This window comes from Wolbachia endosymbiont (group A) of Cydia splendana, assembly GCF_947179475.1.
GTDB lineage: Bacteria > Pseudomonadota > Alphaproteobacteria > Rickettsiales > Anaplasmataceae > Wolbachia > Wolbachia pipientis.
The window spans coordinates 678054-692735 of sequence record NZ_CAMXBP010000001.1 but is presented as its reverse complement, the minus strand read 5'-3'; the positions used below and the strand labels follow the sequence as shown (position 1 = coordinate 692735).

The following is a 14682-nucleotide window of genomic DNA, read 5'->3' as shown; positions in this document are numbered from 1 at the left end:
AAAAATAAATACTCCCCTCCACAGATAAGAGAATTTTAATAAATATATACAAGACTGCTGAACGTGGGGGGGAGGGGAGTAATGAGCAATTTGCTTAGTGAGGCTAATGCATTTTATTTTGTAGCTAGTTCCTTAGCTACTCTTACGTTACTTACATCTTTAGCGCTTATTGTAACTTCTAATGTGCCTCTTCCTCTAATTCTTGCTTTAGCTACATTATCTGTTTTGGTGCTTGCACTTTTATATAAAATAATTCGTAATAATAAGAAAATAGAGATTGAGAGAAATAAATTCGCTCAAAAAGAGCAAGAGTTGGAAAATAAAATAACTCTAGGAAAGGAAGCTGAAGAAGCTGCAAACAAAGAAGTGAAGAATCAATTACATGAATTAACTCGAGAAAAGCAAAATTTGGACAAGAGAGCAAAAAAATTGAATCAGAAAGTAAATGAGTCAGAAGTTGAGAGAGAATCTCTTCTTGAAGAAAAAAAATCTTTAGAGAAAAAATTAGAAACAGCAAAGAATCGTACGTTTGAAATAGACAATGAATTGGACAAAACAAAAGAGGAAATAGATAAGCTTGTTGCACGAGAAGAAGAATTACATCTTAAAATCTCGTGTTTACGTGAACAGTTACAAGAAAAAGAAGAACGTATAACAGAATTGAAAGGGAAAATAGACAATAATCAATGCAAAGAATTAGAAAATAAAAAATTGAATGAGGAAGTAGAAAAATTACGTAAAGAAATAAGGGAGTTATACGAGAAAGAAGACAAATTTTATAAAGAAAGAGATATATTACGTAAGAAAGAAGACACACTTTATAAAGAAAGAGATATATTATATGAGGAAGAAAAAAAGTTGCATACAAAATTAGATGACCTAAAATGTGAAATCAGAAAAATCAATAAAGAAAAGGAAAATTTATCTAAAAAATTGGAAAAGAAATTTGACGAGTTAGATGAAGCAAATGGTTTAATTGAAAATCAGTCTTTTGAGTTAGACGGAATAAGAAAAGATTGTAACAATGAGGTAAAAGGTTTAAAAAATTTACTTTTAGAGCGAGACAGTCAAATAGAACAACTTGAAGAAGATTTGTTGAGAAATGCAGAAGAGAAAAAGGGTTATTTACCGGAAATGTTAGAATCTGTGGTAGACAAGGTAGAAAAATTGGTAAACAATAATGAAGCGATCGGAGATCGTAGTAGAAAAATAATATTACAGGAGACTCAAAAAATAAAGTTTATATTGAAGGAAATTATGCAATTCACGCTAGGTGAAGATTCTAGATGTGAATCACCATCAGAGGAAACGTTTGATTGTTTACTGGAGGATCTTGGATATGCAAGTCGCTCATCCACTCCGATCAAATTGCCAAATTCACTATTGACAGAATCTTATGAACGTAATCAGAGTGAAAGTATTTGCAAAACACAACAATGAGTCTTATTATAAGATAAATCATGCAAGATAATGAACCCAATAATATGCGCACTGGATACACAAGACTTAAATAAGGCTATTTCTCTAGCTAATGCTCTGCGTGGTAAAGTTGGCATGGTAAAGCTGGGATTAGAATTTTTTGCTGCTCAAGGTCTTTCTGGAGTGCAAGAAGTTGCAAAATGCAATGTACCAATTTTTTTAGATCTGAAATTGCATGACATTCCAAACACTGTAGCTAAAACAGTTGAAGTAATAAAAGTTCTGAACGTTGAAATGTTAACTCTGCACATCAGCGGTGGAACAAAAATGCTTGAAGAAGCGCTAAGTGTAGTGCAAGGCACAAAAATAAAGCTGATTGGAGTGACAGTGCTAACTAGTATGAGCAATGAGGATTTAAACGAGCTTGGAGTAGCAAGAGAGGCAAAATCACAGGTAATTTTGCTTGCAAAGCTTGCAAAAAAGATTGGACTCCATGGAGTAGTCTGTTCTGCACTAGAAGCTCAAGAAGTGCGCCGAGAGTGCGGTGAAGACTTTAAAATTATTACTCCAGGAATTCGTATAGATCCAGGTCATGACGACCAAAAAAGAACAGCAACACCAAAAGAAGCAATAAATTCAGGAGCTGATTATATCGTCATTGGCAGACCCATTACAAAAACTACAAGTAGTGCGGAGCTAATATTGAAATCCATGAAAGAATTTTAATATAATAACTTAATTTATAAAAATACTAACATATTAATTAGGAATAAGCATGAGTAATATCAATAGAATAATACGCGAAGTAATCAAGGAATTCCGCTCAAAATTACCAGATAAGGAAATAGAGGAATATTCTGGCAAATTGAATAAGCTACATATCTACCAGTGCAATAAGCATATAATAGAAAATAAGAAGCTATATCATTATACAATAAATGGGAAAACCCATGCTATGGGTCAGCATGGGCATAATTTTGTCAAGAGTTTAGAAGTTATCTTGAGGAATAAGCCACAAATTTCCTTAGAAGAGGTAATTGATTTTATGGAAAAAATAATTAATTTTGGTATTGATAGTTGTTATGGAGCATTTGAGATGATATTTGAATCTCGCTCTGGTGTTACAATAGATGATGCAGTTAATTTTGTAAAAGATAGCTTATCTAGTAAATTTTATGGATTCCATGGCAGTGGGATTTTCAAAGTAATATTAGAACTTAATCCAGAGAGCTCTCTTGAAGAGATAGAGAAACAATTTAGCAAAGTAGTAGATCCTTACTTTCTTAATGCTTGGAGTCGAGAAAGTGAAAGGGCTTTTGCTAAGATATGTAGGTTATGTAGAGAAGGACATGTGGAGAATATGCAGAAATTTGATTTTAGCAATTTTAATTTAGATCAAGATAGTGCTGGAGCATTAAGAGCACTGTTACAGTATTGTGTTGACGTTTCTAATCAAAAAGCTTTAGGTGATTCACATGAATTGCATAGAGAAGAGATGGAGGGGATATATAAATTTGATGATAATTACGATTTAAATTTAGATAGTGATCATAATGATAGTATCTGGCATTGAAATTATACTACAATAATAAAATAACTGGATAAAAATTATCACCAAAAAAATTCAAAAAAGTGCTTGACATAAAAGAACGAACATTATATAGTGTCATTATCTTTTATTTTACCTCGCTTAATTTAATTACTGGATTAAGCTTACAGTACTAAGCGTGGCACAAAGTGCCACGCTATTTTTCGGTTTACATTTTCAACAGATAAAAAATGATGCCATTTCAGTGCCAAGCACATAACTGTACGAACATTCATTTTTAAAGGTAAATTGCACAACAGATGATGTCATTCCAGTGCTTGAAACTGGAATCCAGAAATTTTGCTTATAACTGAGCTGATGAGCTAAAGGTAGTTGTCTTACGCTAAAACAAACGTTTTTAATTAAGTTGCATAGAAGCTGGATCCCAGTGGGCTTTGTTGCATCGCTACTTATGAAAGGCTAACTATAGTTAGGATTATAAGCAACCTATTGAAAATCTTGTTTTTTTGCAATCAATCTGATCAAATTTAAGAATAGTAATTTGTTATTTATATTAATAAATTTAATTCTATTGAAAATAGCTAAAGCATTGAAATTCTTGAATTTTAGCCGGATTGGTAAATGGTAGTGAAATTTCTTTTACTCAAATTTAGGTATTCATTGACCGTTCTTGTTATAAATACCAGAATAATAAGCTACTGATATTCCCTATCTTTTTTATCTTTAATCCATCATAGCTAGCGATGCAACAAAGCCATCCCAGTGTCAAGCACTGGGATGACAAGAAAGGGAGCACTGGAATGACATCGTTTACTATGTACCATATTGCAATATTCGTACAACCATACGCGTCAAGTTAAGGAAATAAAGGTATGAAAGAGATAGAATAATAAGGTATAAGTTCTCCCAGATATACTTTTAGTGAGAGAACCAATGAATAAAATAACTTGCTTATCAAAAAAGCTCAAAGAATTTTTTAATGAAAAAGCAGAGAAAATCTCAATTACAACAAGGTTTATAAAAAGAAAGAGAAAGCTAAAAGGTTCATCATTCGTAAAAGCCATGGTCTTGGGTAATATAGGAGTTGATAATTGTAGCGTAGAAACAATGTGTCAATTACTAAACGAGGACTCGATAGATATAACAAAACAAGGTTTGGATTTTAGATTTACTGAAGAAGCAGTGGAATTTATGAAAAGGATGTATAATGAATCTGTGATTCTCTTTAAAAATATCTTGCAAGTTGATTGCAAAATCTTACAGCAATTTAATAGTGTTAAATTATTGGACAGTAGCTATATTACTCTACCTAACAGTATGGAAGAGATGTATAAAGGTTATGGTACTAGCTACAGTGGCTATGAAAGCAATACTAAGTCTGGAATAAAGTTACAATTAGTTTTCGACTACATGAATCAGATAATAGACCAACTTAATTTAACGGAGGGGGTAAGATCAGACCAGGGATATAGGAAACATTTAAGTAATATATTAAGCAATAATTTGCTAATATCTGATCTCGGTTATTTTGTGCCAAGTTCTTTTAAACAAATCAATGAAATAGGAGCTTATTTCATAAGTCGTTATAAATCCGATACCAACATATATGATGTAGAAACAAATCAAAAAATGGAGTTATTAGAATGTTTAGAGGATAAGTTATTTTTAGAAAACGAGGTATTGTTAGGAAAAGAAGCAAAAATTAGAGTAAGAATTATATGTCAGAAACTAACTGAAGAACAGTCTATGGCCAGAAGAAGGAAAGCTAATAGATTAGCAAGATCGCAGGGATATACATCCTCTAAAAGAAATCAAAAATTGTTGAACTGGTCAATATTTATAACTAATGTTTCAGAAAATAAAATTAGTGCTGAGCAAGTATTAACGATTTACAGAGTAAGGTGGCAAATTGAGTTATTATTTAAATTGTATAAAAGCCATATCAGGCTTGATAAGCTAAAAGGAAAGCCATGCAGAGTATTATGTGAACTATATGCTAAATTGTGCGCAATTCTTATATTTCGCGGCATAGTTGGTTGCACAGAAGTGAAAAAGAATACAGAACTTAGCTTAACAAAGGCATTTATTGAGCTAAAAAGGCGGGTTAGAGAGTTATTTTTAGTATTAACCAAAATTAATAGTTTAAAAGCATTTCTTAAAAAACTCACTATAACTTGGTCGCGATTTTCATTAAAAGACAAACGTAGAAGGGCTAGAGTATCCACTTTAACCTCTCTAAATTTGCTCACAATCTCTTAACTTGACGCGTATGATTCGTACAACTGTGGGAAACATCTATGGATGCCATTCCTATTACCTTATTTCCATTTTTATTTCATTTTCAAAGGAGGCTATTATGTCACTTACCGATATCGCTCACCGTATCAATGAACTCGCTTCATCATGGGAGCAATTTAAATTAATAAATGATCGCAAACTAAAAGAAATTGAAAGCAAAGGGCGTGCTGATTCTGCAACAATTGAGCAGCTATGCAAGGTAAATAATGCCATTGATAGTTGCAAAGAGCGTTTAGACTTGATCGAAACTGCAGCTCAACGCCCAGAAGTAAATACAGATTTTAGCACAAGCGATAAATATTTTTCTGATTATATCCGCAAGGGAATGGAAAGCGGTTTATCACACAAAACCCTCAGTGGAGATGACAGTGATATCGGGGGGTATCTAGTTACTCCGCATATTGTAAAACGCATAAACAAGCGCGTAACTGATTCGTCCCCAATGCGACAAATATGCTCCAGTCAAAGAATCTCTACTGAAACATTGGATTACATTATAGAAGATTTTGACCGCGCCGGTGCAGGTTGGAGCAGTGAAACAGTAGATGATGAGGACGGTGGCAATAAGTCTAAGTATGATTTTGCAAAAGATACGGACACGCCCAAAATCCAAAAGATTTCCGTCACAACTTACGAGTTATATGCTCAACCATAAATATCACAAAAGTTACTCGATGATGCGTTTGTCGATGTTGAGAGTTGGCTGGTGGAAAAGATTGCCGAGACTTTTAGTAAGGAAGAAAGCGAAGCCTTCATTAAGGGTGAGGGCACTTTTCAACCAAAAGGAATTTTAGCTTATGAAAATGGAAACAGTTATAATAAAATAGAGCAAGTTAAAACTGAAAAATTAGATAGTGATTCAATAATGATGTTGTATTACTCTCTGGACGAATATTATTCCAAAAATGCGTCATTTTTGATGAATAGGAGTACGTTGAAGGATATCAGGCTGCTAAAATCTCAAACAGGTCAGTATCTCTGGCAGCCAAGTCTGTCGCTTGAAGCTCCAGATACTTTAATGGGAATACCAGTATATCAATCTGCCGATATGCCACCAGCGCCAAACAATCAGCTACCAGTAATTGCGATGGCAGATTTCAAACAAGCTTATAAGATTGTAGATAACAGAGGAATGAGAATATTAAGAGACCCTTATACGAATAAACCTTATGTGAGGTTTTTTGTCACTAAGCGTGTCGGCGGAGAGGTTGTAAACACCAGTGCTATTAAATTGTTGAAAGTTGCGAGCAAGTACTAAAAACTTCCGCAGCATCATCTTTATAGCTGATCAAAGCAACACGTCATACCGCGATTCATTCCATAACTGTACGAACATTGTGATTTTGGCCCATCAGGAGGGTGTCATCCCAGTGCTTGACACATATAGCTAAACTGACTTAGATTTACCGACAGTTTGAAAAACAAAAATTCGTCATTCCGCTACTTGTTAGCGGAATCTATGCTGAGATATCGCGGCGGTATGACGTAGGAAAACCTTTCTTGGGTTAGCTATAGTTTGCTATATTATGTGATTTTATTTTTAGCGTTGCTTCTTATATTATGTAATTTATCTTCCATAATATACATTATGTAATTTTCGATGCTAAGATCTGTTATAGCTCTCAGTATGATATGAGTGATTCTCTTTTAATAATTATTTTTTAAATAGTTTGTTGGTTCATCAATTTCTTTAGGATTGATATCTACAATTATTTTTCCGTTTTTTAACAGAATAATCCGATCTGATATTTTTGTTAAAAAATCCAAATTGTGAGAAGCGATAATCATAGTAATACCCATATCTCTAACTGATTGTAATAGTTCCACAACGTCGACTATTGTTGCTACATCTAAACCAGACGTTGGCTCATCGCATAATAGAATCCTTGGATTCATCATTAAGCTTCTGGCAAGCGCAACCCGCTGTTTTTGCCCACCGGATAGATTACTAGGGTAATCATTTTTTTTAGAGGCAATACCCAAAGACTCAAGTAGTGAATCACTTTGATCCTGAGTTTTGTTTTTAAGTTTGGGAGCATATGTAAGATTTTCCCAGACAGTCATATGTGGGAAAAGTTGAAAATCCTGAAATACAAAACCAGTACTATCATTGCATTCAATGCTACCAGAATCTAAAACTTCGAGTTTTTGTATACAACGTAACAATGTTGATTTACCACTACCAGAAGGACCAGCAAGACCAACTATAGATTGTTCTATAATCAGGTTAATATTATTAAGTACTGGAATATTATTAAATAATTTACAAACATTATGCATTTTTATCATATATACCTTTCTGTTCAATCTTTTTGCCTATATATTCAATTAGTAATACAAGAGCGTAATAATAAGCCCCAGCAAGACAAAGTGGTATAAAATAAGTAAATTGTTCTGCTGCAAGCATTTGCGCAGAGCGCATAATATCAACACCACCAATAGTAGAGATTAATGCCGTTTCTTTAAGGAGTGCAATGATCTCATTTATCATTGCAGGAAGAATATTTTTAATAACTTGTGGTAATATAATATCTCTCCACATATAGAAACTAGGTATTTGTAAAGTTTTAGCTGCTTCAAACTGGTTTTTTGATATAGTTTCAATACCAGCTCGTAAAATCTCAGCAATATAAGCACAGCTATTTAGACCAAATGCTATAATGCCAGCACTAAATATGTTTAATTTAATTCCTGCAATGGTTGGAGTCATAAAATAAACAACACTTAACTGTAATATAAGGGGGGTGCCACGTATTACAGATATAATTCCATTAATTAATGGAATACAGATCTTATTATATCTGAGTACTGAAAATAACCCTCCTAGACTCATACCTAAAAGCAGTCCTCCAATCAATAATTTTAAAGTAAAGGCAAGGCCTGTTCCAACAAACAAGAAATTAGAAATTAATTCTTGCATCAGTTATCTCCTAGCCATTTTTCTGCTATCTTTTGTATTACACCTTTACTTTCTAAACTTTTTAACGCCTCGTTTATTTTATCCTTTAAATCAGATCCTTTATTCACAGCAATAGAATAACCATTATCTGACTTAGCGATGGCTGACCATGATAGACCAGGATTTTTTTTGCTAAATACTTTACCTTGGAATTCATCAATTAGGACGCTATCAACATGACCAGACTTTAATGTTTCTACAGCTTGATTATTATTGTCTATAGCAATAATTTGAGCTGTTGTAGGAACATGCTCTTTTAGCCAAATTTCCATGACAGTTCCTAGTTGAACGGCTATCTTCTTGTGAGTTAAGTTGTTTATACCGGCTATGGGTTTATTTTTGTGATATAGAATACCAAATTCCCCTGTATAATAACTATTTGAAAAATCAAAATTTTTTTCACGCTCTTCTGTGCTACCAATAGTAGATATAGCAGCATCTACAGAATTACTTTGCAATGCTGCAAATATAGTACTAAACTGCATATCTTTAAATATCGCTTCTTTACCTAACTCTTTTGCTACTAATTGAGCAAGCTCAATGTCAAAGCCAGTAAATTTACCATTTTCATAATATTCAAAAGGTGGATAATCTGCAGAAATTGCAAATCTAATGATATTATCGTGTTTATCTTCCTTGCATCCTGTTAATAGAATACTTATCGCTATAATAGCATTTAAAATGTATTTTTTCATATTACTAATTTATATTCATATTTTATTCATCTTGTGAATATAGACATTAAAAATTGAATAGTCAAGAAATAATGAATATAATTTCAAATATACTTATTACATATTCAATATGAGGAAAATGCATAATGCATGACAACACACTAGGTGAACATATTTTAAATATTATTCAAAATCATGAAATTTTAGAACAGAGCGATTTACAGACCTTACTCAAAAAAAGAGGGTATAACATTTCTCAGGCTACTTTATCAAGAAAATTGAAAGAACTTAAAATTGCCAAAGTTGCTGGTATGTATAAAGTAATTGACATCAACCAATATCGATTACCATTAATACTTAATATGCAAATTTCGGATTTTGGTTTAATAGTACTACACACTCAACCAGGACAAGCTAGCAGCCTAGCTTACTTTCTAGATCAGAAGTATGTTATTTATTCATTAAATAATAGCAAAAACATAGGAATTATAGGAACTATAGCAGGTGATGATACAGTATTATTGATCATCAAAAGTAAGGCTGAACTTAACAAAGTATTACAATCAATTTATGAAACATTTCCATATTTAAGTCCTGAATAAGAATGTTGTAAGTTAAAAATGTGATATAAAGGAGATGAGAGGGATTCCTTTGTTTAAATCTTTGTCTTCTTTTTTTCAATATACCTACATATCAGAATGGACAATTCATATAGAATCAGCATTGGTATTGCAAGCCCTACTTGGCTTAATACATCAGGTGGAGTTAAGATTGCAGCGATAATAAAAATTACCACTATCGCGATTCTGCGTTTATTTGACAAACTTTGTGTAGTGAGTAACCCTACTCTCACCATTAATGTGAGTATTACTGGAATTTGAAATGCAGTGCCAAAAGCAAACATAAATTGGAGAACGAGGTCTAAATATTCGCTAACTGATGGCATAAACTCTATTGGTATACCGAAAGATTTCCCACTATGTTCAAAAGTGATGAAAAACTTCCAGGCTAAAGGAAATATATAGTAATAGACTACAGTAGCTCCCGTTACAAATAAAACCGGTGTTGCAATCAAGTATGGCAATAACACTGCCCTTTCACTTTTATATAACCCAGGTGCTAAGAACATATAAAATTGCCATGCAAACACAGGAAAAGAAAACAAAAGTGCGCTCATTATTGCAACTTGGAGATACACAAAAAATGCCTCTGTTAAGTCTGTGTAAATTAAAGAAAAACCTTCGCTACCTTTTGTTGCTTCTATTAAAGGTGCGAGTAAAAAACGGTATATATTTTCCTTAAAGTAATAACAAAAACCAAAAGCAACGCAAAAAAATAGAAAGCAAAAGATAACTCTTTTTCTGAGTTCCGCAAAGTGCTCATAAAATGAGGCGTATTTGCTTGAGTTCCAGTTCATACTTTACTATAGCTCAATAATGCTATGTCTAACATTCTCAGCGAAAAAGCCCACTCATTGTCATACCACGCTGCAACCCTGCATATATCACCTGTAACATATGTACCGGTTAAATCCACAATTGCACTATAAGGGTTATGCACAAAATCTATTGAGACTAAAGGTTCCTCGCATATAGAAAGTACATTTGACATTGGATAACCCTCTGTCATCCTAGTACCCTCTGATGTCATCCGAGTAGCTGACACTGGGATCCAGAAATTAGATTCCAGCGTCACGCGCTGGAATGACGTAGAGGAGAGAGCTGCATCCTTAAACATTTCATTGATTTCTTTAACGGTCGCTTTCTTATCAGTCGTAAATGTAAAATCAACCATAGAAACATTGCTAACCGGAACTCTGACGGCAGTGCCATCTAGCTTGCCCTTTAATTCAGGAATTATAGAACCAATTGTTTTTGCTGCCCCGGTTGTAGTTGGCACCATAGATAATCCGCAAGCCCTTGCTCTACGTAAATCTTTATGATTACCATCAAGAACATTTTGATCATTCGTGTAGGCATGTATAGTAGTCATAAAACCGCTTTTTATACCTAAACTGGAGTGTAGGACTTTCACAATCGGAGCAAGGCAATTTGTAGTGCAAGAACCTGCTGATATTACTTTATGCTCTTTTTTGAGCATATCATTATTCACACCATAAACTATAGTTACATCAGCATCCGGAACTGGAGCAGAGACAATTACTTTCTCTGCATTGTGCCTTATTGCTTCTTCACGTTTGTTGAATGCACCAGTACATTCAAGTATTACATCAACATTCCAAGGAATATTTTCAGGGCTCCGTTCTCTATATAAAGAAAACTTTTTGCCATTTATGGATAGCCAATTTTGAGACTCATTAAAGTCAATATCACCACTGAATTTGCCATGAACAGAATCATATTTAATCAAATGTGCGTGCTGCTTTGCACTGAGCGATCCATTTACAGCTACAACTTCTATTTGCTCACTATACTTTTCTATTTCATAAATAGCACGCAATACGCCTCTGCCTATTCTACCCAGACCATTAATTCCTACGCGAACCGTCATCTCTTCATTCAAAAAATTTAATTATAGAGGATATCACTTGATATTTCATTCTATTCTTTTGCTTTTCTATCGATATGAACATTATAGCAAGGAGACAGGGCTAAAAACTTGCTTGACAAACTCCGCCAGCCCCCTTATCATGAAACTGAAGCTATTGTATTTGCTTTCGCCAATCTGCAGATTAAAAAGTAAGGATTACTTAATGTATCGGCGTCTTATGTTTAATTTTTTGCAGTATATAGATACTGTATGTCTTTACAAAACTTCATCTACATCTAGATTTTTATCTAAATAAGCTGAACGCGCTTATAAAGCGTTACAAGACATCAAAAAATGCCAATACTTGACAGAGATAGTAAAAGACTAGCTAACTCGGGGATTCTTTGTCTTTTTTTCTGCTTGGTAAATTTCTTAAACATTTGCAGCGTAGGTTAGTTGCAATTAAAAGCGGCTGAATCTCGCTTGTCAAGCGTTTAAAACATAAAAAACGCCAATATTTTAAAGCAGATAATAACCCCAGGGCTTCTTTTGCCTTTTTTTTCATTTGGTAAATTTCTTAATGTTTGTAGCTAAAAGAGCCCAAGAGAGGTCAATGCCCCTGTGATGTCATTCCAGTGCTTGACACTGGAATCCAGCCTTTATTATGCAGCCACTTGGTTGAAATTAAGTCTTCTGGATCCCAGTGGGCTTTGTTGCATCGCTCTTCGGATAGTAGGTAACGCACAATAAATTTATGAAGCTATCTCAAATTTAGCCATACCAATATCAGTGAACTTATTGAGCAAATAGCATTTAACAAGTAGTTCCTTCTCTCTATTTGTCTCAGATTTATTCCTAAAACTAAACCCGAATGTTTGTTTCAGTCGCGAGAAAAAACTTTCTATATAAGATCTTTTTCCGTAGTTTGTTTGCCTTTTCCACCTCTTCATTCCATCTTCGCTGCATGATTTTATTAGTCTAATTGCAGCATTTCTCTCAGCCATATAGTCTAACTTTGGATGCTCTGCTGCGTTGTTTTTCGGAGGAATTTTCGTTTTTATACCATATTGATTACACAGCTTATAGAGCTTTTCTCTGTCATATGCCCTATCTGCATATAGTACTTTTATGACATACTGAAAATCGACTTCTTTTAGCAAATCACAAGCTCCATAGTGATCAGCCGTTACTGTATTTTACAGCTATGGCTTTTTTGCTGTTTGTATTCAACATTACATGCAATTTTCTTGTCTGTTCATAGCTGCGATACTTTCTATCTTCGCTATTTTCTTTGCTATGACCAGGAGTGTTGTTGTATATACTAATTCCTGTACTGTCTATAGCAATTTCGATATCTTCCATATTATTTTCTGCAATCATTGATCTTAATATTGAGTTTCTTAAACCTTCTTGATGATTGTGAATAGCTGATAACTTGCAAATTTTTCCCAATTTGCTCAAGGTATCCTGCTATAAACCCAACTGTTTGCCTCAGGCCTATTCTAAATAAACAAGTTATTATGTGCACCAAAATTACAACTTTATCGCTATAAATATTGTTGCCACCTGGTATTTTTGGACCATTCTCGTACCACTTTTCTATGGCTTCGTTGATATAATGAAAAATATTTCCTCTTTTTTCTAGAAATTTGTTATATTCGCTATGGTTACTGACCCTCATTTTTTGTGGCATATTTTTTCTTTCAAGGTTAAATGGCTATTTTATAATGAATTTTGTCAGTAGCCACCAGATTTTTTCAGTTGCTATGCAACAAAGCCATCCCAGTGTCAAGCACTGGGATGACAAAAAAAGGAGGCTACTCGGATGACAGGAGAAGGTACTGCCGTCATAAAGGAACCAGTTTCAGCTACTTTCATGACATCGTTGTAACATTGTACCATATTACAATTTAGCGTTTTTAGTAACTAAGAAAAGTGCTTCCCCCTTTTAGAGCACTGCATATAATAGAATTATATCGCAGTGCATTGCGAAACAAAATTCCCAATACTACAGGAGGCTTTATGAATAAGAAATTTCTCTATTCACCATTGTCAATAAAAAGCATAGGAGAAAACGGTGTATTTTCTGGTTATGCTAGCGTTTTTAATATAGTTGATAAACAAAATGATCTGATATTGCCTGGAGCATTTAAGGAAAATTTAAACAGAAATAAAATAAAACTCCTTTGGCAGCATAATCCTGACGAACCTATAGGTAGCATCATAGATATTTATGAAAATGATGTTGGCCTGTATATAACCTTACTATTACCCACAAATAAAAACATAGTATTGTATTTACTCAAATAATTTAATTTTATTAACCTGAAAGCTTATTAGATTAAAATTATTAAACTAAGAGTTATAATTTTAGCAACTAAAAGCTGTAAATTGCACCATATAAACAGTTATTTCAAGCAAAAGTTATGCCATTAAGAGCTATGCAACAAACATTTATATTTGTGGGTAATAGTAAGGTATATAACCGCACATTTACTTTTGGGTATTCAGAAAGCAGAAGAAGTGTATTTGATGCTCAAAACTGGGGCAATTAACGGACTTTCCATCGGCTATATACCTATAGAGTATGATGTTGATCATAAAAGTGGAGCTAGAGTGTTAAAACAAGTGGAATTATGGGAAGTCAGTTTGGTCACTTTTCCTGCAAACTTGGCTGCTCAGGTAATCAATGTGAAAAATCAGAACAATGAACAGGAAGTGTTAGCAAGAGCGATAGAAAAAGCAAATGCTGTACTTGCAGACATGTACATTTCTGCTTAAAGTGTATTAGGCGGGCAAAGACTTTACCATAATTTGACACCTGTGTTAGTATTTGTTTAACATTTATACTAATATATATAACTTTATTACTATTAAAATTTTCTGTAAATTAAAGTTAAAAAATAAGGTAATTTTATGCTAAATATTAATAATAAGGTTAATTATGAAATTAATATTAAGCGAAAGGAAAAAAAATACAGCTGGTCTACTGTATTTGCTTGGTTATATCTAAAAACGATTGGACGAATATTGCCCAAGAGATGGAATAGATGGGCAGAAAATATTTTGTACTACGATAAAACTACTGCAAACAATGAAGTTCAAACTGATGCTTTTAAGACAATAGATGGAAGTGTTCAAGTTGACTTAAAACCTGAAGTTGTAGAGAAAGAGAGCCAAAGTGTAGTGATAAACAAAGATGGAGGGGTTCAGACTGATGGAGTAGCCATACGCGTCAAGTTAAGGAAATAAAGGTATGAAAGAGATAGAATAATAAGGTATAAGTTCTCCCA

At 33.6% G+C, this 14682-nt stretch carries 15 protein-coding genes and 3 pseudogenes; 10 read left to right on the top strand and 8 right to left on the bottom strand.

Annotation, left to right across the window (positions count from 1 at the left end):
• The first annotated feature begins 81 nt into the window (after positions 1-81).
• From OM961_RS03375 to OM961_RS03355, 5 genes and pseudogenes are all read left to right on the top strand, one after another.
• Entirely contained in the window at positions 82-1440 is a 1359-nt protein-coding gene (locus OM961_RS03375; RefSeq protein ID WP_264339404.1) for a coiled-coil domain-containing protein, read from the top strand.
• A 30-nt stretch (positions 1441-1470) separates the two neighbouring features.
• Positions 1471-2145: an orotidine-5'-phosphate decarboxylase gene (gene pyrF, locus OM961_RS03370; protein ID WP_264339403.1), complete on the top strand. Its 675-nt coding sequence runs from the start codon at positions 1471-1473 to the stop codon at positions 2143-2145.
• A 49-nt stretch (positions 2146-2194) separates the two neighbouring features.
• Positions 2195-2992: a hypothetical protein gene (locus tag OM961_RS03365; protein WP_007548904.1), complete on the top strand. Its 798-nt coding sequence runs from the start codon at positions 2195-2197 to the stop codon at positions 2990-2992.
• Between the two features lie 909 nt (positions 2993-3901).
• Positions 3902-5227 (top strand): IS4 family transposase, encoded by a 1326-nt coding sequence (locus OM961_RS03360; RefSeq protein WP_264339402.1) that lies wholly within the window; start codon positions 3902-3904, stop codon positions 5225-5227.
• A gap of 10 nt (positions 5228-5237) precedes the next feature.
• Positions 5238-6524, top strand: a pseudogene (locus OM961_RS03355) (phage major capsid protein).
• A gap of 389 nt (positions 6525-6913) precedes the next feature.
• Here OM961_RS03355 and OM961_RS03350 read toward each other — a convergent pair.
• The 3 genes from OM961_RS03350 to OM961_RS03340 are packed head-to-tail and all read right to left on the bottom strand — an operon-like array spanning position 6914 to position 8920.
• Positions 6914-7555, bottom strand: a complete 642-nt coding sequence (locus OM961_RS03350; RefSeq protein ID WP_077188144.1) for an amino acid ABC transporter ATP-binding protein — start codon at positions 7553-7555, stop codon at positions 6914-6916.
• Positions 7539-8186, bottom strand: coding sequence for an amino acid ABC transporter permease (locus OM961_RS03345; protein ID WP_007548901.1), 648 nt, complete (start codon positions 8184-8186; stop codon positions 7539-7541). Before OM961_RS03345 ends, OM961_RS03350 begins: the two co-directional genes overlap by 17 nt.
• On the bottom strand, positions 8186-8920 hold the full coding sequence (locus OM961_RS03340; protein ID WP_077188142.1) for a substrate-binding periplasmic protein: 735 nt from the start codon (positions 8918-8920) through the stop codon (positions 8186-8188). Before OM961_RS03340 ends, OM961_RS03345 begins: the two co-directional genes overlap by 1 nt.
• A 125-nt stretch (positions 8921-9045) precedes the next feature.
• Between OM961_RS03340 and OM961_RS03335 the strand changes: the two genes are divergently transcribed.
• Entirely contained in the window at positions 9046-9501 is a 456-nt protein-coding gene (locus tag OM961_RS03335) for an arginine repressor (protein WP_064125001.1), read from the top strand.
• Between the two features lie 53 nt (positions 9502-9554).
• Here OM961_RS03335 and tatC read toward each other — a convergent pair whose 3' ends face one another.
• The 5 genes and pseudogenes from tatC to OM961_RS07615 form a co-directional block, all read right to left on the bottom strand.
• Positions 9555-10316 carry a twin-arginine translocase subunit TatC gene (gene tatC, locus OM961_RS03330; RefSeq protein ID WP_010962605.1) on the bottom strand — a complete coding sequence of 254 codons (762 nt, stop codon included), beginning with the start codon at positions 10314-10316 and terminating at the stop codon, positions 9555-9557.
• Positions 10313-11410 carry a type I glyceraldehyde-3-phosphate dehydrogenase gene (locus OM961_RS03325; protein WP_264339594.1) on the bottom strand — a complete coding sequence of 366 codons (1098 nt, stop codon included), beginning with the start codon at positions 11408-11410 and terminating at the stop codon, positions 10313-10315. Before OM961_RS03325 ends, tatC begins: the two co-directional genes overlap by 4 nt.
• Before the next feature lie 367 nt (positions 11411-11777).
• The gene (locus tag OM961_RS03320; protein WP_264339401.1) at positions 11778-11954 is read right to left on the bottom strand and encodes a hypothetical protein; all 177 of its coding nucleotides are present in this window, start codon (positions 11952-11954) and stop codon (positions 11778-11780) included.
• Between the two features lie 57 nt (positions 11955-12011).
• A pseudogene (locus OM961_RS07620) lies at positions 12012-12095 on the bottom strand (WPE palindromic element domain-containing protein); the annotation flags it as partial.
• A gap of 46 nt (positions 12096-12141) precedes the next feature.
• Positions 12142-13082, bottom strand: a pseudogene (locus OM961_RS07615) (IS5 family transposase).
• Between the two features lie 41 nt (positions 13083-13123).
• Between OM961_RS07615 and OM961_RS03295 the strand changes: the two are divergent.
• The 4 genes from OM961_RS03295 to OM961_RS03280 all read left to right on the top strand — a co-directional run bounded on the left by OM961_RS03295 (position 13124) and on the right by OM961_RS03280 (position 14641).
• Complete coding sequence (locus OM961_RS03295; protein WP_264339399.1) at positions 13124-13303, top strand: hypothetical protein; 180 nt, start codon at positions 13124-13126, stop codon at positions 13301-13303.
• Positions 13304-13411: 108 nt separating this feature from the next.
• Positions 13412-13699, top strand: coding sequence for an HK97 family phage prohead protease (locus OM961_RS03290; RefSeq protein ID WP_264339398.1), 288 nt, complete (start codon positions 13412-13414; stop codon positions 13697-13699).
• 150 nt (positions 13700-13849) lie between these two features.
• Positions 13850-14170: an HK97 family phage prohead protease gene (locus tag OM961_RS03285; RefSeq protein WP_264339397.1), complete on the top strand. Its 321-nt coding sequence runs from the start codon at positions 13850-13852 to the stop codon at positions 14168-14170.
• A gap of 135 nt (positions 14171-14305) precedes the next feature.
• On the top strand, positions 14306-14641 hold the full coding sequence (locus tag OM961_RS03280; RefSeq protein WP_264339396.1) for a hypothetical protein: 336 nt from the start codon (positions 14306-14308) through the stop codon (positions 14639-14641).
• The last annotated feature ends 41 nt before the right edge of the window (positions 14642-14682 follow it).